A 16,825-nucleotide genomic window follows, 5' to 3' on the forward strand; every position below is an offset into this window, starting at 1 on the left:
TAAGACTCTGAGTTAGATTGGACTCTATACTCGTATCTTACTGAGGGGCTCTATTTTTTTCAAACCTGATATTTAACGATCTACAGGAATGCTAAACTGCCCGTTAGTTTAAGTGCAATCATTCACAAATTTATCCCTTTCCTCCATAATGCCATCTACCAGCTTCAATGTCGGGCAAAATGCCCCCTATGTACTCTTTTAACTCTTCTGGCAGCTATCCTTCACCAACTCATCTAGCGTGAAATTAATAATCTGAGGAGTCGCTGTATCCATTACTTGGACCTGTATTTGCGATTGTCCTTTTATATCGAAAACCTTTTTTGTCAACATAATGTGATATGACATGAAATCACCTCACATACATTATATACGAATATACGTTCCTATCGTTTGATACAAAATAAAAAACCTTCCAAAAAGGAAGGCTGTAGCACACGGAACATCTCAATTATATTTTTTTGGGTCTTTTAATACTAGTAGTGAACAACACTCCACATGTGTAGTCTGTGGAAACATGTCTACGGGCTGGACTTCCACTGTTTTATATCCGCCATCTTCTAATATCCGTAAATCCCTTGCAAGTGTGGCTGGGTTGCAGGAGACATAAACCACCTTTTTAGGTTTCATTTCAATAATGGTTTGCAAGAATGTTTCATCACAGCCCTTGCGCGGTGGGTCAACAACCAGGACATCCGCTGAATTTCCTTCTTTATACCACTTCGGAATTACAACCTCTGCTTCCCCAGCTGCAAACTCTACATTGGTCATACCATTAAGCTCCGCATTTCGTTTTGCATCTTCAATTGCTTCTGGAACGACTTCTACACCGAAAACCTTGTATGCCTTTTGTGCTAAAAATAAGGAAATCGTTCCGATCCCACAATAGGCGTCGATCACGGACTCTTCCCCGCTTAGCCCTGCATATTCAAGTGCCTTATCATAAAGTACCTTCGTTTGAACAGGATTTACCTGATAAAAGGAAAGAGCTGATATCGCAAACTTAACGTCACCTATTAAGTCATAAATCACTTCATTGCCCCAAAGGACCGTTGTTTTTTCGCCAAGAATGACATTTGTACGCTTTGAATTCACATTATGTACAATCGATTTTACTTTCGGGAGGCGGGAGATGATTTCCTCTACTACTTTGTTTTTGTTTGGTATGTCATTGGTTCTGGTAATCAGTACGACCATCAACTCACCTGTTTGCTGTCCATAACGAGCCATTATATGGCGAAGAACACCTTTATGTGTCTCTTCTTGATAAGCTGAAATCCCTAACCCGCTGCAAATTTCCTTAACAGCTTGAACAGCTTCATTAATTTCTGGCAGCTGAATCAGACTCTCATCTGTATCAACGATTTCATGACTTCTAGGCTTAAAAAATCCAGCAATCAGCTTACCATCTTTTTCACCGACTGGGACCTGTGCTTTATTTCGATAATGCCATGGGTGGTCCATCCCTAAAATCGGATGTACGATAACATCCTCAAGTTTACCGATACGGGCAAGTACTTGCTTGACTTGATTTTCCTTATATTTTAGCTGTCCTTCATAGCTGATGTGCTCAAGTTGGCAGCCGCCGTACTTGTGAATCTCACTGCTGGGAACTTCTACGCGGTAGGGGCTTTTTTCATAGATTTCAATTAAGCGCCCGAACCCGTAGCCTTTGTTTACTTTGATCACTTTAACCTGTGCCTTTTCACCGGGCAGACCGTTTGGTATGAACAATGGGTAGCCATCCACCTTTGCTACTCCAGCACCATCATGAGTTAAATCCTCAAATACCACATCTATATAATCATTCTTTTTAACCGGTATTGTTTTTGTCATTTTTTACTTCCTTTACTCCGATTTGACTAGCAAGATTGTATCATAAACCCAGTCTAATTGCGAAATCAGCCATAATTTGATTGTATACCATTTACTATTGCGTAAAATGTCGGAGCATTTTAATTTAACAATACAGCTAATGTGTTTATAATGATAACAATCCCGTTTAAAGGAGGTGGTTACGATCAAGAAGTTAAATTTTCTACCCATTGCGTTTCTCCTTACCTTCTTATCCTTCACTGTTCTTCATCATTCCAATGTATTAACGCATTCCCATCATGTTGATAAAGCAGTGCTGATGATTGATGATTGGATTATCAAATCCCAAAGCGACGATGAAGAAAAACATTTATTTCATTTTCACTTTATGGGCGTACTTGTTTTAATTTCATTAATCGTAGTCATCCTTCACAAATTCTTTTCAGGGATACACCATAAGATATTCATTTTCCTAACCCCTGTTTTCCATCAATCGAATTATGTGATCTCTCCTCCTCGTTGATAAGGTAAACCTTACAAAAAGGGAGGAAAATAAAATGTGGATTCGCTTCTTAATGATTGGTGTTTTTTCATTAACAGCAGCAGGGATGCTTACGTATCAAGGCATAGAAATTTACCATGCTTTCATGGATTTCTTTAAGAATAAGTAGAGTATTCATATATAAACAGGATCAATAGATGACCTAAACACAAAATGTTAAGGTCATCTATTTTTTTAGAACAACTGTTATGCTGACCATAATTTTAAATTGAAAAATCGTCATTATGAAGCAATCATGGTGACCATTATCCATGGAATTTCTGAAAAGCGGTCACCATGAAGCTGTCATGATGACCATTATTCACGGAATTTCTGAAAAGTGGTCACCATGAAGCTGTCATGATGACCATTATCCATGGAATTTCTGAAAAGTGGTCACCATGAAACTTCCATGATGACCATTAACCAAGGTTATTCATAAAAATGGTCACAATAGCTGCCATAATCCAAATAAATTTTGAAAAGTGATCATCATGAATCTTATTTGTCTAATATTTTTATAATACTCCTGCGACTATTCTCGAGATCCCGCTGTCTTCAACGCGATAATCCCGCAAACCCCCTCCGAAATAAAGAAAGACACCCCAATAAGGATGCCTTCCAAAATCTATTCTGCCTTCATTTCAGCCACTTTTTCTTTTACTTCTTCAATATTCCTCATTTTGTTATCCCAGCATTTTTGGCTTAGGTCGACCGGATATTCCTCAGGATTCATTGTACGCTTATACTCATCCCAGAGGGCAGCAAGATTTTGCTTTACATATTCACGCGATTCTTCCAGACAAGGCATTTCATAGACAAGCTCACCTTTGGAGAAAATCACTTCATGAAGCTCTTTTGCGGTAAAGTTTGTCACGATCTTATTCATATAGGTATGCGTTGGGTGGAACATTCTCAGGCGCTTCTCCGGCAATTTTTCATCCTCGAGCGCAATGTAGTCCCCTTCCGCATGGTTATTCTTATTATTAATAATGCGGTAAATTTTCTTAATCCCAGGGGTCGTTACTTTTACCGGGTTGGAAGAGATTTTAATCGTATCCTCCATTTTACCGTTCTCGTCTTCTATGGAAACAATCTTGTAGACAGCCCCTAGTGCCGCTTGCTCGTAAGCGGTAATAAGCTTAGTCCCAATTCCCCAGCTATCAATTTTTGCACCCTGTGCCTTCAAGTTAAGAATGGTATACTCGTCGAGATCACTTGAAGCAAAGATTTTTGCATCCTTAAGCCCTGCTTCATCGAGCATTTTTCGTGCTTCCTTTGAAAGATAGGCAAGGTCACCGCTGTCTAAACGGATTCCTATGAAATTAATAGAATCGCCCATTTCCTTTGCGACTTTAATTGCATTCGGAACACCCAAACGGAGTGTATCATATGTATCAACCAAAAAGACACAATCCTTATGAGACTCAGCATATTTTTTGAATGCGATATATTCGTCTTTATAGGCTTGGACCATCGAGTGAGCGTGTGTACCAGAAACGGGAATTTGAAATAATTTGCCCGCTCGAACATTACTTGTCCCATCAAAACCGGCTAGGTAAGCCGCCCGCGTACCCCAAATGGCCGCGTCCATTTCCTGAGCCCGGCGAGTACCGAATTCCATTGCAATTTCACTTCCAAGAACCTGCTTAATCCGAGAAGCTTTTGTCGCAATTAATGTTTGATAGTTAATGATGTTCAATAGTGCCGTTTCAATCAGCTGAGCTTCACAAAGCGGGGCATCTACGCTTAATATCGGCTCATTTCCAAAAACAAGCTCGCCTTCTTTCATACAGCGAATGGTACCTGTAAAGCGCAAGTCCCTTAAATATTCTAAAAAGTCATCCTGGTAGCCTACTTCACTTTTTAAATACTCCAGATCATCTTCTGAAAAGCGGAAGCCCTGGATAAACTGAATGACCTTTTCTAAACCGGCGAATACAGCATATCCATTCCCAAATGGGAGCTTGCGGAAAAACAGTTCGAACACTGCGCGTTTATTATATCTGCCGTCTCTCCAATACGTTTCTACCATATTGATCTGGTATAGATCAGTATGCAGTGCTAAGCTATCATCCTGATAAATGTTTTTCATCCTAATCCTCCGTACAACCACTTTTTCAACATATTAAATAATTTTACCATTATAAAATCTATTTAACCAGCGCTCCAAGCGATTGTTCAAAGTGCCCTAATGCCCACTCATGTCCCATTTGGTTAAATGAAGCAACAGCTTCTTTATACACCACGATTTTAAATCCCTTATTGTAGGCGTCTACAGCTGTGTGAAGAACGCAAATATCCGTACAAACCCCAACAAGGTGCACCTCCGTAATTCCCCGCTCCCGCAGCTTGATTTCAAGATTGGTGCCTGCAAAAGCAGAGTATCTTGTTTTATCCATGTAATAAACATTCTCACGAACTTTATTCTCTTCATAAAGAGTTTGCAGACCGCCAAACAAATCCCTTCCCGAGGTTCCACGAATATTATGCGGCGGAAATAGTTTTGTTTCTGGATGATAGGAATCCTCTTTATCATGAACATCAATGGCAAAAACAACAAAATCACCATTATCAATAAATTCACGAGTCAATTGAACAATCTTCTTTTCAATGTTCTGCCCCGGTTCACCGCAGGTTAACGCTCCCGCATCTGCAACAAAATCATATGTATAATCAATATTAATGAGTGCCTTCTTTTCCATTCCACTGCCTCCTCTTTTTTATTTATCTTATTGGCTGTGTTAACCTTGTCTGTTGATTTCAAGATTTAGCTTTAACACAGCCATCTTATTTATATTCTGTACGAAAAAATTATTTCCTCTAAACAGAAAAGCCCGCTCCGCAATGGAACGAACTTTTTCAGCTATATCTCTGTCCCGGTACCCAATCGGTTGGTTTATCGAGTGGTCGAATGTCATCAAGTGGTACAAATACTTCTAAATGCCTGTACAAGTTTGCAAACTCAGCAGGCAGCAATCCGCCAAATTCACCATCAAGATTCAGTTGTACCTTTTCATTAGAATGTACTTTGATCCGGCTCGCTTTTGCATAAATCACATTGGGATCATTCACATGCTCACCGCGGATGGCCAATGTTGCAACTCGAATAAATTCGGCCAAGTTAATTTTTTTCAAGATAAGCAATGAAAATAGACCATCATTAATCGATGAATCCGGAGCAATCTTTTCAAAGCCGCCGATTGAATTCGTCAGCCCCACAAGGAATAACATGGCTTCCCCTTCAAAAAGCTTGCCGTCATATTCAATACTTATATCCGATGCCTTAATGGAAGGGAGCATTTCCATGCCCTTAAGATAGTATGCTAGCTGCCCAAGCATCGTCTTTAGTTTACTTGGAACTTCGTATGTAAGCTCCGTGATTCTCCCGCCGCCGGCAATATTAATAAAATAACGGTCATTGATCCGGCCAATATCCACCGGAATTCGATCACCTTTTGTAATAATATCAACCGCTGCGCCAATATCCCTTGGTATATGGAGAGCCCTTGCAAAATCATTTGTTGTACCTGATGGAATAATTCCTAATTTCGGCCGGAACTCCTGCTCCGCAAGCCCATTGACGACTTCATTTATGGTCCCGTCCCCTCCAGCAGCGATGACAACATCATATTGTCGTTCTACTGCTATCCGAGCGGCAGCCGTTGCATCACCTGCACCCGTTGTTGCATGGCAAGATGCCTCATACCCGGCAATCTCAAGTTTCTCTAGTATCTCTGCTAGATGGCGCTTAAGGATTTCCCGCCCTGAAGTAGGATTATATATTAATCGTGCTCGTTTCATCATTCATCATCCTATTTTTTGAAATCAATAAATGGCACTCGATGGATCCGTCTATATTCTACCAATTTACTCCTTGGCTTACAATTATTAACCCAAGCAACAAATATTATTCTATCCATAACTCTGCCGTCTACTATCATACCTTTTTTTTATTTTTTTGCAAAAAATAAAACATGAATTATTTTTTATCTAAATGTACATAATCTGTATTCGAAATGGTAATCTGGTACTTACCCTCACCAGACTGGTGAACAGCGTCTACACGATCACCCTGATTTGGATCACCTTTTTTGGTTATATTCCAAGCTCCATCAACACCAGTAACTCCGTATACGTCAACCGCTTGAATATTCAAATTGCTTGTTTCAGCAGCCTCTACACCTAATGATGCGGCACCTTTAATACTCCAATCATTCTCAAGTTCCCTCGGGTTTAATGTAATGTCTGCTCCGGTGCTAATGACTTCAAGCTCCACACCCTTTGGAATAAGAATGGTTGAAGCCACTTCTCGATGACTATAAAAAGGGCCCAATTCGTTCGGAAGTGTCTTAACATTTACATAAAGGGTGTCTCCCTTTCTGTTCGCATACACATAATCATCTGCGCTCGCTAAAAGCTTCTCCTTTTTCGTGGTCTGGGTCCTGTATGTCCCAAACATTGACACCTCTTTTTCTTCAGTTGCTTCAATCATCGTTTGGTAGGCTGTCGTTCTAAGGACAACTCGTTTGATACTATCATCCATTTGATAGGAGAAGTCCGGCAGCTCAAAGGAACGTTCTTCTCTAGCTACTACTTCCTCGACCTTTCCCATAATACCGGCAGCACTAAGTGTCGCAAACAATATTCCTACCATTCCCAGCAAACCGACAAAGAGAATGCTGACAAAATCATATTTTAAAATTGGCTTCTCCTGTTTTGAGAAAAATAAGTAGAGTAGAACTTCAATCCCGAGAACGATTAACAGAATCGGCCACCATGCCGACATCACATGGACAAGATCAAACCCCATGAACCTTGAGAGAAAAAGGAAGAGGCCTAGGAAGACAAGTGAGGCCCCCATCGAAAACGTACCAACACGCCATGTTCTCATGCCTGATCCTCCTTTCTTTTTTTAAAAAGGAACCCAATTCCAGCTCCGATTAAGAGTACCCCTGTTAGTGTGTTTTTCCACCTTTTCATGATTTTTTCTCCTCCCTTTTATGCTTGCTGCCGGCTAAAAGCTTAATGCCGCCACCAATTAACAGCACACAGACAATCCCCGTTTGAAAATAACTTTGAACCCAATACATTAAATCGATTTGGATTAGATTCGATAGCATTGGGGCAAAGACAGGAATGACCACATTCATGAATAGGTAATAAACTCCCAGCACCACTAGACCGATTCCAACCCACTTTTGATGATTAATTAAGTAAGAGATAATCGGAACATCTTCGATTTCTTCCTCACCGTATTTGGAAACCTTTTGCATAGCGTCAAAAAAGCTGTAAAACCAGATGATTGGAATCAGGAACAAAAAGATTCCAAGTCGTAAAATATCTAAAATATAGATTGAAAACAGAAAGGCTGCCATTAACTGAATGCCGCGTCTTTGTAAACCTAGATAGAGGTGGCCTGCACCAGGGAAAATCGAAAGGAAGGTGGCAATCGATTTGCTCTTCTTTCCATCTTCTCTTCGTGTTTCAAAGTCTTCGAAAATGGTGCGGTCCACAAGTTCCTGGCCACGCTGTTTATTGTTTAATTGCTGTACGGAATCAAAAAAACCATACACCCAGATGATTGGCAAGCCCGCTAAGAAAACGAGAAACTCTGAACGACTGCTAAGAGCAGTTATGAAGATCACCATAACACCAAGGCCTAAAAATGCTGCTAACAAGGTAAGTCCTCGGTTCATCAATCCAAGCTGGAAATGACCTAAGCCTGGGACAAACGAAAGCACAATCGTATAAAACCGCTCTGAATCCTGTGTAGCCTGTGCGGGAGGAACATCAGGATTAGCCGCCGCCAATACCCTCTTTTGTTTTGAAATTTTTAAGCCCAAATCAATAAAACTAACTAAATAAATGAAGATACCCACCATAAAGCATAGTACAGCTACTTCAATATTGTTGGTAGCTAACCCAATGACCGTAATGAATGCTAAACCCACCACAGACATTAAATAAAGCACACCCCGAATCATGTTGCCGTAATAAATATGACCGAGGCCTGGGAAAAGCGATAAGGTTAAAGCTTTTGTTGAACTTTTCATTTCTTATTTGCCTCCTTTTTTTCTAGTGAGTCCATCCATGCAAATGTTTTATCAATAACGCCCTCTGTCACCGTTGGCTTTTTTTCCTTACTATGCTGTGGTACCTCTACCGCACTTGCATAGGTGGCAAGTGATTGAAATACTCCTGAAAAAGTAAGCAATAGTGTTGCAGCAGCTGCAATTAAATAGTGGAAAGCTGCCTGTTGATAGAATGGCTTTTTCGTTTTTACTGGCTGCCTCAGTGCTGCCGGTTTTTCAATAAACTCTTTTTGTTTAGAAACCTCCGCCATTACCAGGTCTGTAAAGCTGTTCTCGTTTGAAAGAACTGGAAGTGATGATTCATGTTCTGAGACAGCCTGTAAATAATGCTCTAGACATTGGTCGCAAGTATATAAATGACTTTCCAGTTCCTCACGGGTCTTGCCGCTTACTTCGTCTTTAACATAGCTCAACCACTCATCATAACTGTAATGCTTCATGAAAAATCGTCCTCCTTCCAATTCTTTTTCATCCAGACACGTGCCCTGTAAAGCTTTGTTTCAATTGTTTTCACCTGGACATTCTGTTCTTCCGCCATCTGCTGATAACTTTTTTCCGCTATATAGAAACCATAGATGACATCCCGATAATTTTCAGGAAGCTCATCAAGTCTTTTTCTTACGAGCCTTCGTTTTTCATTAACGATCAGTTCTTTCTCCACACCATCCTTTGGAGTGCCAAGTGCCTGCTGCTCCAAAGCCTCTATCACTTCTTCTTTTCTTCGGGCCTGCTTTCTTTTTATATCGATTGCATGATTAACAGCTATTCTGGTCATCCAAGTCTTAAAGCCTTGATTTTCATATTGGGAGAGAGAGGAATATATTTTCATAAATACTTCTTGAGCGGCATCCTCTGCTTCCTTTTGATCACGAAGTACAGCAAAGACAGTCCGGAACACGTCATTACGGTACTTCTCAACCAAAAGTCGAAAGGCATTGTCACTGCCGTCCATCACTTTTTGTATTAAGGCTGCATCACTAATCGCACTCTCCCCCTTTCTAACTGACCTTCACCTTAATAGACGAGATGATATTTACAAACCCCTACAGTTTTTTTAAAAAATTTTTTTATCCAAATAAAATACTAGCATAAAAAAACGTGCGAGCTAGTCGCACGTCCAAGAATTAACTTTATTCTAGCAGCCTTAATATACAAACATTACATTCGTGCGGAATTACAAAAGTATCTTGTTCAGATAAGGTACTAGTTAAGTCCAGAAGTGCCTTATTCCTATCATTCTTCTCTAACCCTGCAAGCCAGGAGATAGATTCCACTCTTTCTACCCATGTCTCCTTTGTAAAGGTAACGTTATAGTTAAGGCTATAAAAGTCACTTAACTTGAATCCATTGGTCTGCCATTCATCGAACCACTCAGCCGGAAAGCCGTTAATCCTCTGGCTGGATTCAGCCTTTGTCCCTGCTGGTTTAAGTCCTCCACTTACATGTTTTGATAAGACTTGTAATGTCTTTTCAACCACTGATGGTCCTGCAAGAAACCCAGAATCTATAACAATTAGTGTCCCTTTTGCTTTTAATATCCGCTTTATTTCTGCCATTGCCTTTTCACGGTCAAACCAGTGCCAGGCACGCATAACCGTTACCATATCAAACTGAGAATCATCTAAACCAGTATTTTCAGCAGTACCTTGCAGATAGGGAATTTTATAGTTTTTCGACTTATTTAACGCTGCTGCATGCTGGAGTAATTCTTTAGATGGATCGACCCCAGTAACATCTGCTCTCCTCATAGCGATTTTTCTTGTTAAGGCTCCTGTCCCACAGCCAATATCCGCCATCTTTTTCCCATCAAAAAAAATACCTCGCACATAAAGACTATCCATTAAACTTACGGGTATATCTTCTCTTGCTTTCGCATAACTTTTAGCAACTTGACCAAAATCTATCTGTTCCATTCTAGTCGCCCCTTTAATATTTCCTATTTTAGGAATTATTAAAATAATACCATTGAAGTATGGTAAAATGCTATTGTTATAGAAGATACTTTGACAAAGGAATGATGATATGCTCTGGTTGCTGCTCCTTTCCTCCTATTTAATTGGAAGCATTCCGACTGCGCTAATTGTGGGCAAGCTGGTTTACGGGATTGATATTCGCGACCACGGAAGTAAAAATCCTGGCGCCACCAACACATTAAGGGTACTTGGTAAAGGATCTGCTATTATCGTGGTACTTGTTGATATAGGTAAAGGTGCACTCGCTGCTTACCTTCCCTTATACTTCAACCTTGATGTTGAACCACTTTACTTTGGTCTGTTGGCTGTAATAGGACATTGTTATCCTATATTTGCTGGTTTTCGCGGGGGTAAAGCCATTGCCACCACTGCTGGAACCTTAGCAGTAGCAAGCTTACCATTAGCCTTGATCGCTTATGCAACCTTCTTTTTGGTAATTTTCTTATCAAAGTATGTATTCTTAGGCTCCATCTCAGTTGGTGCCAGCCTGATGATTTATTCATTCATTTCAACTGAAATTGACTTTGAACTTATTTTTATTTTTTTTACTTTATTTTTAATTTATCTTCACCGCTCAAATATTCGTAACCTCATCCTAGGAATTGAACCAAAAATAAATGACAAAAATTTAATCAATGACCGCATTCCTCCCAAAAATGGCAACTTGAAAATGTAAAAGAAATCCCTAGCCATTGGCTAGGGATTCTTAACTTTTACAAAAAGGCAGTCATAATACTGCTTGCAACAGTTTGCCAAATTGATGAGTCAGTCTGATAAGATTGACCGAGACGTTTATATAATGTCATCTGCTTCTCTTGGAAATCAGGAGCGTCCTTGCCAGGCAGCTCTGCACGGCCTTTTTCTACAAGGGCTTGCATTTCAGGTGCACGTGGTCCCCATACTCCAACTTCATTTCCTTCTTGATCAATAAAAACAAAAATAGGAATCGCTCTCGAGGTGCCATTCGTTAAATATTGGTCCATTAGTTCAAGGTTCTGGTCCCGCAGAACAAACCGGACCTCCATTCCAGCGGCTTCAGCCAATCTAAGCAATACTGGATTGTTAAGCATAGCGTCACCGCACCAATCCTCTGTTAGAACAATGGCGCGTAATTTTTTGGACTGAACTGCTTCAAGTTTCTTTTTATCACCTTCTGTTAACTCAAAGCGATCATAAATAGAAGTCATTTCTTCTTTATTCCGAGTCATCGAGCTTATGTACTCTTCTTTCGTTAACCCCTTTTGAAACCAAGAATTTAATTCCAAATTAAACACTCCCTTCTATTTCTTTAATCATAGCCCTTTCATTTCTTAGTTACAAATCAAAGGATTTACATCTTTTGTACTGATATTCCAAGAGCACTTTAACCTATTTTAGAAAAGTAAAAAAATACTAGTGGATATAGTTATATAGAGTTGATAGAATATTTTATATATAAAAAAAATTATTTTAAATTTTTTCTAACATAATAAAGGGGGAAAAAGTATGTCCAATGAAACACTACAGCTTGTTTCGATTGGAATTTACCTTGCGATGATGCTTTTTATCGGCTGGTATTCTTATCGTAAAACTACCAATCTAACAGACTATATGCTTGGAGGAAGGTCACTAGGACCTGCTGTCACAGCATTAAGCGCTGGAGCTGCAGATATGAGCGGCTGGCTATTAATGGGATTGCCAGGAGGAATTTATGTAACTGGTTTAGCAGACGCATGGATTGCTATTGGTTTAACCATTGGAGCATACCTTAATTGGTTATTGGTTGCACCTCGTCTTCGCTCCTATACTCAGGTTGCCAATGATTCTATAACGATTCCAAGTTACCTAGAAAACCGTTTTAAAGACAACACCAAACTTTTGCGGATTGTGTCCGGTATCGTAATTCTGATTTTCTTTACGTTCTATGTTTCTTCAGGTTTAGTATCCGGAGCAGTCTTTTTTGAGAGTTCCTTTGGAACAAGCTACCTTACAGGTCTATTAATTGTTGGTGGTGTTACCATCGCCTATACATTATTCGGCGGATTTCTTGCTGTTAGTTACACCGACTTTATTCAAGGATTAATGATGCTGATTGCCCTGCTTCTTGTTCCGGCAATTGGAATTTTCACAGTTGGCGGTCCTGCAGAAACGTTTGATACGATTCGAGCTATTGACCCTGCTTACCTTGATTTCTTTAAAGGTACAACAACATTAGGAATTATTTCTGCAATGGCTTGGGGACTTGGTTATTTTGGCCAGCCGCATATCATTGTGCGTTTCATGGCCATTACGACTATAAAAGAAACAAAAAGCGCCCGCCGCATTGGAATGGGCTGGATGATATTCTCGCTGTTAGGTACCATCTTTACTGGATTCATTGGAATTGCCTACTTCCATAATAATCCACAGCATGTATTAGAGAATCCAGAGGCGGTATTTATTGAATTAAGTCAGATTCTTTTCCATCCCTTATTCGCTGGATTTGCTTTAGCAGCCATACTTGCAGCCATCATGAGTACCATTTCATCACAATTAATCGTTACATCGAGTGCACTAGTGGAAGACTTATACAAAGTAGTCATGAACAAAAAGGCCACAGACAAACACCTTGTTTTCTTAGGAAGAATGGCTGTTCTTTTAGTAGCAGTTGTTGCTGCCATCCTGGCTCTTGATCAAAACAGCACCATTCTAGACCTTGTCGCATATGCATGGGCAGGCTTCGGTGCCGCTTTCGGACCAACCATTTTACTAAGCTTATTCTGGAAGAAGATGACTAACTGGGGCGCTCTTTTTGGTATGATTGTAGGAGCTGTTACCGTTATCGTTTGGAAAAACGTTGGACTCGGAGAAACACTTTACGAAATCGTACCTGGCTTTGTTTTCAACTTAATTGTTGCTTATATCGTTAGCTTAATCACGTATAAGAAAAATGAGGTCATTGAAAAAGAATTTGATGAAAGTGTCAGCTTATTAAAAAAGGAATAGAACTTTTCTGAAATGCCTGGATAGCAAAATCCAGGTATTTTTTATCTATCAGTTTGACAATTTCTCCTTTTTCCTTGTTAATTAAACGTTTGATTAGTTTTAATTTAACACTTACTATTAAAGGTTTTTACCTTGAAAAACGGTAGAATTATGTCATTTAATTAATCATTTGATTAAATAGCAGGGAAATGCCTAAACGAAGGGCTTTCTGCTCAAATACTAATAAACATATTGTCGATTTATCAGCCCAAATCTAATAGATTATCATGTTGGCTGACGAGTTGGGACCCATTCGACATTGTTCCCCAGCGTCCATACTAATCAAACGTTTGATTAAAATAGGCTTCAACCTTATTATTAAAAGCTTCTCCCTAAAAATAGGGCTGAATGATGTCGACTAATCAAACGTTTGATTAGTTTGATGCAATCCCCTATGTTTAATGAGTTTCCTGGGAAATCTTTAAATATTATTTGTCGAGATATTTTCGACAAAAAAACTGGCAGAATGGTATCTGCCAGCCTAGGATATTTATCGTTTGCTTAATTCCTGATTCAATAATTGGTTTACTAATTGTGGGTTTGCCTGCCCCTTTGTCGCCTTCATTAGCTGTCCGACGAGGAAACCTACTGCCTTATTTTTACCATTTTTAAAATCTTCAACCGATTGTGGATTTGCGTCGAGCACTTCAGAAATGATTTTCAACAATGTTCCTTCATCTGAAATTTGTACAAGCCCTTTGTCCTTAACGATTTTCTCAGCATCGCCGCCGTTTTCTATCAACTCTTTGAAAACAGTCTTTGCGATTTTGGAAGAAATGGTTCCGTTTTCGATAAGCTTAATCATACTAGCTAAGCCTTCAGGTGTTAAAGCGATTTGATGAAGTTCTTTCCCCTCAGCATTCAGGTAAGCAGAAACATCTCCCATAATCCAGTTGGAAGCCAATTTCGCCTCTGCACCTGCAGCTACTGTACCTTCAAAGAAATCAGCCATTTCTTTCGTTACAGTTAAAACCTTGGCATCATAGACAGGTAATCCCAGCTCTTCTACATAGCGTTTTTGCCGCTGGTCTGGAAGCTCTGGTATTTCAGCCGCAATACTAGCTTTCCATTCCTCATCAATAAAGATATCTAGTAAGTCTGGTTCCGGAAAGTAACGATAATCATCCGATCCTTCTTTTACACGCATAAGTAATGTAGCGCCTGTCGCTTCATCAAAACGACGTGTTTCCTGATCGATTTTCCCGCCGTTGGAGACAACTTCACGCTGTCTTTTCTCTTCAAATTCCAGCCCTTTCCGAACAAAATTGAAAGAGTTTAAGTTCTTTAATTCTGTCTTCGTTCCAAACTCTTCTTGTCCAACTGGACGAATGGAAATATTGGCATCACAGCGAAGCGATCCTTCTTCCATCTTACAATCAGATACTCCAGTATATTGGATAATCGATTTTAATTTTTCAAGATAAGCATAGGCTTCATCAGGTGTACGGATATCAGGTTCAGAAACGATTTCCACAAGCGGTGTCCCCTGGCGGTTATAATCGACTAACGAATAGCCATTCCCGTGACTGAGCTTCCCTGCATCTTCTTCTAAGTGAATCCTTGTAATTCCAATTCGTTTTGTATAGCCATTTACTTCGATTTCAATCCAGCCATGCTCCCCGATTGGCTTATCAAATTGAGAGATCTGATACGCCTTCGGATTATCTGGATAAAAATAGTTCTTACGGTCAAATTTCGTATGAGTAGCTACCTGGCAATTTAAGGCCATAGCTGCCTTCATTCCGTACTCAACGGCTTTTTTATTTAGGACCGGCAGCACACCGGGATAGCCCAAGTCAATAACACTTGTATTCGTATTAGGCTCAGCCCCAAAATGGTTCGGGCTTGCTGAAAAGATTTTCGAATCCGTTTTTAACTCCACATGAACTTCTAGACCAATGACAGTTTCAAATTCCATTCTTCTTCACCCCCTATATTCCTGGTTTTTGTTTATGATAATCTGTTGCCTGTTCAAATGCATGTGCGACACGGTAAATGGTCTCTTCATCAAAATGCTTGCCGATGATTTGTAATCCAAGCGGCAATCCATTATCAAAACCACATGGTACGGAGATTCCCGGTACTCCTGCTAGATTTACCGGAATCGTTAAAATATCATTCACGTACATTGTTAACGGATCATCAATATTTTCACCGATTTTAAACGCAGGAGTTGGAGTTGTTGGCCCAATGATGACATCATATTTTTCAAATACATCTTCGAAGTCCTTTTTAATTAAGGTACGGACTTGCTGTGCTTTTTTATAATAGGCATCGTAATAACCAGAACTTAATGCAAAGGTACCGAGCATAATACGGCGTTTTACCTCATCACCAAAACCTTCCGCTCTTGATTTCTTATATAAATCAAGTAAATTATCTGCATTTGGTGTCCGGTAGCCATAGCGGACGCCATCAAAACGAGCTAGATTGGCAGACGCTTCCGAAGAAGAAAGCAAATAATAGGCTGCTAATGCATATTTAGAATGCGGCAAGGAAACCTCTTCCCAAACAGCTCCTTGTTTTTCAAGCACTTTTAAGGCATCTAGCACAGACTGACGTACAGTTTCATTCACACCTTCGCCAAGATACTCTTTTGGCACCGCTATTTTTAACCCTTTTACATCACCAGTTAAAGCAGACACAAAATTCGGTACTTGAACATTTGCTGATGTGGAATCCATTGGATCTAACCCTGATATAGCTTGCAGGAGATAGGCATTATCTTCAACTGTTCTTGTAATAGGACCAATTTGATCAAGGGACGATGCAAATGCAACTAGTCCGAAGCGGGATACTCGTCCATAAGTCGGCTTTAACCCTACTACTCCGCAAAAAGCTGCTGGTTGCCGGATGGATCCCCCTGTATCGGAACCTAATGAAAACAGTACTTCACCTGCCGCAACGGAAGCAGCAGAACCGCCTGATGAACCGCCTGGTACTCTATCAAGATCCCACGGATTGCGCGTCTTTTGGTAGTGGGAATTTTCGTTTGAAGAGCCCATCGCAAACTCATCCATGTTTAACTTTCCAATCGTTACTGTTTCTTGCAGTTGCAGCTTTTGAACTACGGTAGCATCGTAGATGGGATTAAAGTTTTCTAGAATTTTACTCGCACAGGTTGTCCGAAGTCCTTTTGTGACAATATTGTCCTTTATGCCAATTGGCATCCCAAACAACAAACCTCTTTTGGAGTCAGAGGCAAGCTTGTCATCAAGGGAACTGGCTGTTTGCCGAGCTTTCTCTTCATCCAATGTTAAAAATGCCTGAACCTTGCCCTCTACTTGTGCAATACGTTTATATGACTCATCGACTAGATCAGTAACTTTTAATTCCTTTTTATGTAAAAGTTCATGAATATCTGAAATTTTATAATCAAATAAGCTCATTTTTTCCCTCCT

Annotated in this window: 16 protein-coding genes; 2 read left to right on the top strand and 14 right to left on the bottom strand. The window is 40.0% G+C overall.

The features are described from left to right. Positions 1-198 precede the first annotated feature (198 nt). The 11 genes from ACIQAA_RS29505 to ACIQAA_RS29555 all read right to left on the bottom strand — a co-directional run bounded on the left by ACIQAA_RS29505 (position 199) and on the right by ACIQAA_RS29555 (position 10,361). Positions 199-345 carry a hypothetical protein gene (locus ACIQAA_RS29505; RefSeq protein WP_402626709.1) on the bottom strand — a complete coding sequence of 49 codons (147 nt, stop codon included), beginning with the start codon at positions 343-345 and terminating at the stop codon, positions 199-201. Between the two features lie 99 nt (positions 346-444). Beyond that, complete coding sequence (gene rlmD, locus ACIQAA_RS29510) at positions 445-1,833, bottom strand: 23S rRNA (uracil(1939)-C(5))-methyltransferase RlmD (RefSeq protein WP_402626710.1); 1,389 nt, start codon at positions 1,831-1,833, stop codon at positions 445-447. A 1,148-nt stretch (positions 1,834-2,981) separates the two neighbouring features. Further along, positions 2,982-4,448, bottom strand: a complete 1,467-nt coding sequence (locus ACIQAA_RS29515) for a nicotinate phosphoribosyltransferase (protein WP_402626712.1) — start codon at positions 4,446-4,448, stop codon at positions 2,982-2,984. Positions 4,449-4,506: 58 nt separating this feature from the next. Beyond that, complete coding sequence (locus ACIQAA_RS29520; protein ID WP_402626714.1) at positions 4,507-5,058, bottom strand: cysteine hydrolase family protein; 552 nt, start codon at positions 5,056-5,058, stop codon at positions 4,507-4,509. A 157-nt stretch (positions 5,059-5,215) separates the two neighbouring features. After that, on the bottom strand, positions 5,216-6,157 hold the full coding sequence (locus tag ACIQAA_RS29525) for a diacylglycerol kinase (protein ID WP_402626716.1): 942 nt from the start codon (positions 6,155-6,157) through the stop codon (positions 5,216-5,218). Between the two features lie 178 nt (positions 6,158-6,335). Further along, on the bottom strand, positions 6,336-7,247 hold the full coding sequence (locus ACIQAA_RS29530) for a hypothetical protein (protein WP_402626717.1): 912 nt from the start codon (positions 7,245-7,247) through the stop codon (positions 6,336-6,338). Then, the gene (locus tag ACIQAA_RS29535) at positions 7,244-7,336 is read right to left on the bottom strand and encodes an LPXTG cell wall anchor domain-containing protein (protein WP_402626719.1); all 93 of its coding nucleotides are present in this window, start codon (positions 7,334-7,336) and stop codon (positions 7,244-7,246) included. The genes ACIQAA_RS29530 and ACIQAA_RS29535 overlap by 4 nt, the downstream gene beginning before the upstream one ends. Next, positions 7,333-8,409, bottom strand: a complete 1,077-nt coding sequence (locus ACIQAA_RS29540; RefSeq protein ID WP_402626720.1) for a DUF6677 family protein — start codon at positions 8,407-8,409, stop codon at positions 7,333-7,335. Before ACIQAA_RS29540 ends, ACIQAA_RS29535 begins: the two co-directional genes overlap by 4 nt. Continuing rightward, positions 8,406-8,888: an anti-sigma factor family protein gene (locus ACIQAA_RS29545; protein ID WP_402626722.1), complete on the bottom strand. Its 483-nt coding sequence runs from the start codon at positions 8,886-8,888 to the stop codon at positions 8,406-8,408. The genes ACIQAA_RS29540 and ACIQAA_RS29545 overlap by 4 nt, the downstream gene beginning before the upstream one ends. After that, a complete protein-coding gene (locus ACIQAA_RS29550) occupies positions 8,885-9,400 on the bottom strand; it encodes a sigma-70 family RNA polymerase sigma factor (RefSeq protein WP_402626724.1) in 516 nt (171 codons plus the stop codon). The genes ACIQAA_RS29545 and ACIQAA_RS29550 overlap by 4 nt, the downstream gene beginning before the upstream one ends. Before the next feature lie 178 nt (positions 9,401-9,578). Next, positions 9,579-10,361, bottom strand: a complete 783-nt coding sequence (locus tag ACIQAA_RS29555) for a class I SAM-dependent methyltransferase (RefSeq protein ID WP_402626725.1) — start codon at positions 10,359-10,361, stop codon at positions 9,579-9,581. Positions 10,362-10,470: 109 nt separating this feature from the next. Here ACIQAA_RS29555 and plsY point away from each other — a divergent pair, with 109 nt between their 5' ends. Next, complete coding sequence (gene plsY / locus ACIQAA_RS29560) at positions 10,471-11,097, top strand: glycerol-3-phosphate 1-O-acyltransferase PlsY (protein ID WP_402626726.1); 627 nt, start codon at positions 10,471-10,473, stop codon at positions 11,095-11,097. 37 nt (positions 11,098-11,134) lie between these two features. Here the strand turns inward: plsY and ACIQAA_RS29565 are convergent, their stop codons facing one another. Next, positions 11,135-11,686, bottom strand: a complete 552-nt coding sequence (locus ACIQAA_RS29565) for a thioredoxin family protein (RefSeq protein WP_402626728.1) — start codon at positions 11,684-11,686, stop codon at positions 11,135-11,137. Between the two features lie 220 nt (positions 11,687-11,906). Between ACIQAA_RS29565 and putP the strand changes: the two genes are divergently transcribed. Continuing rightward, the gene (gene putP, locus ACIQAA_RS29570) at positions 11,907-13,385 is read left to right on the top strand and encodes a sodium/proline symporter PutP (protein WP_402626730.1); all 1,479 of its coding nucleotides are present in this window, start codon (positions 11,907-11,909) and stop codon (positions 13,383-13,385) included. A 529-nt stretch (positions 13,386-13,914) separates the two neighbouring features. On the opposite strand, the gene gatB is transcribed toward putP, so the two are convergent. Both gatB and gatA read right to left on the bottom strand, forming a co-directional pair. Then, positions 13,915-15,342, bottom strand: coding sequence for an Asp-tRNA(Asn)/Glu-tRNA(Gln) amidotransferase subunit GatB (gatB, locus tag ACIQAA_RS29575; protein ID WP_402626731.1), 1,428 nt, complete (start codon positions 15,340-15,342; stop codon positions 13,915-13,917). 13 nt (positions 15,343-15,355) lie between these two features. Continuing rightward, positions 15,356-16,813, bottom strand: a complete 1,458-nt coding sequence (gatA, locus tag ACIQAA_RS29580; protein WP_402626734.1) for an Asp-tRNA(Asn)/Glu-tRNA(Gln) amidotransferase subunit GatA — start codon at positions 16,811-16,813, stop codon at positions 15,356-15,358. Between the last annotated feature and the right edge of the window lie 12 nt (positions 16,814-16,825).

The sequence above is a fragment of the Neobacillus sp. NPDC093182 genome, assembly GCF_044754045.1.

Bases quoted from the DNA above. Each gene is read 5' to 3' on its own strand.
- ACIQAA_RS29530 (WP_402626717.1), bottom strand. From the start codon at position 7,247: ATGAGAACATGGCGTGTTGGTACGTTTTCGATGGGGGCCTCACTTGTC.
- ACIQAA_RS29515 (WP_402626712.1), bottom strand. From the start codon at position 4,448: ATGAAAAACATTTATCAGGATGATAGCTTAGCACTGCATACTGATCTA.
- ACIQAA_RS29540 (WP_402626720.1), bottom strand. From the start codon at position 8,409: ATGAAAAGTTCAACAAAAGCTTTAACCTTATCGCTTTTCCCAGGCCTC.
- ACIQAA_RS29545 (WP_402626722.1), bottom strand. From the start codon at position 8,888: ATGAAGCATTACAGTTATGATGAGTGGTTGAGCTATGTTAAAGACGAA.
- ACIQAA_RS29505 (WP_402626709.1), bottom strand. From the start codon at position 345: ATGTCATATCACATTATGTTGACAAAAAAGGTTTTCGATATAAAAGGA.
- ACIQAA_RS29525 (WP_402626716.1), bottom strand. From the start codon at position 6,157: ATGAAACGAGCACGATTAATATATAATCCTACTTCAGGGCGGGAAATC.
- ACIQAA_RS29555 (WP_402626725.1), bottom strand. From the start codon at position 10,361: ATGGAACAGATAGATTTTGGTCAAGTTGCTAAAAGTTATGCGAAAGCA.
- gatA (WP_402626734.1), bottom strand. From the start codon at position 16,813: ATGAGCTTATTTGATTATAAAATTTCAGATATTCATGAACTTTTACAT.
- plsY (WP_402626726.1), top strand. From the start codon at position 10,471: ATGCTCTGGTTGCTGCTCCTTTCCTCCTATTTAATTGGAAGCATTCCG.
- ACIQAA_RS29535 (WP_402626719.1), bottom strand. From the start codon at position 7,336: ATGAAAAGGTGGAAAAACACACTAACAGGGGTACTCTTAATCGGAGCT.
- putP (WP_402626730.1), top strand. From the start codon at position 11,907: ATGTCCAATGAAACACTACAGCTTGTTTCGATTGGAATTTACCTTGCG.
- ACIQAA_RS29520 (WP_402626714.1), bottom strand. From the start codon at position 5,058: ATGGAAAAGAAGGCACTCATTAATATTGATTATACATATGATTTTGTT.
- ACIQAA_RS29550 (WP_402626724.1), bottom strand. From the start codon at position 9,400: ATGGACGGCAGTGACAATGCCTTTCGACTTTTGGTTGAGAAGTACCGT.
- rlmD (WP_402626710.1), bottom strand. From the start codon at position 1,833: ATGACAAAAACAATACCGGTTAAAAAGAATGATTATATAGATGTGGTA.
- gatB (WP_402626731.1), bottom strand. From the start codon at position 15,342: ATGGAATTTGAAACTGTCATTGGTCTAGAAGTTCATGTGGAGTTAAAA.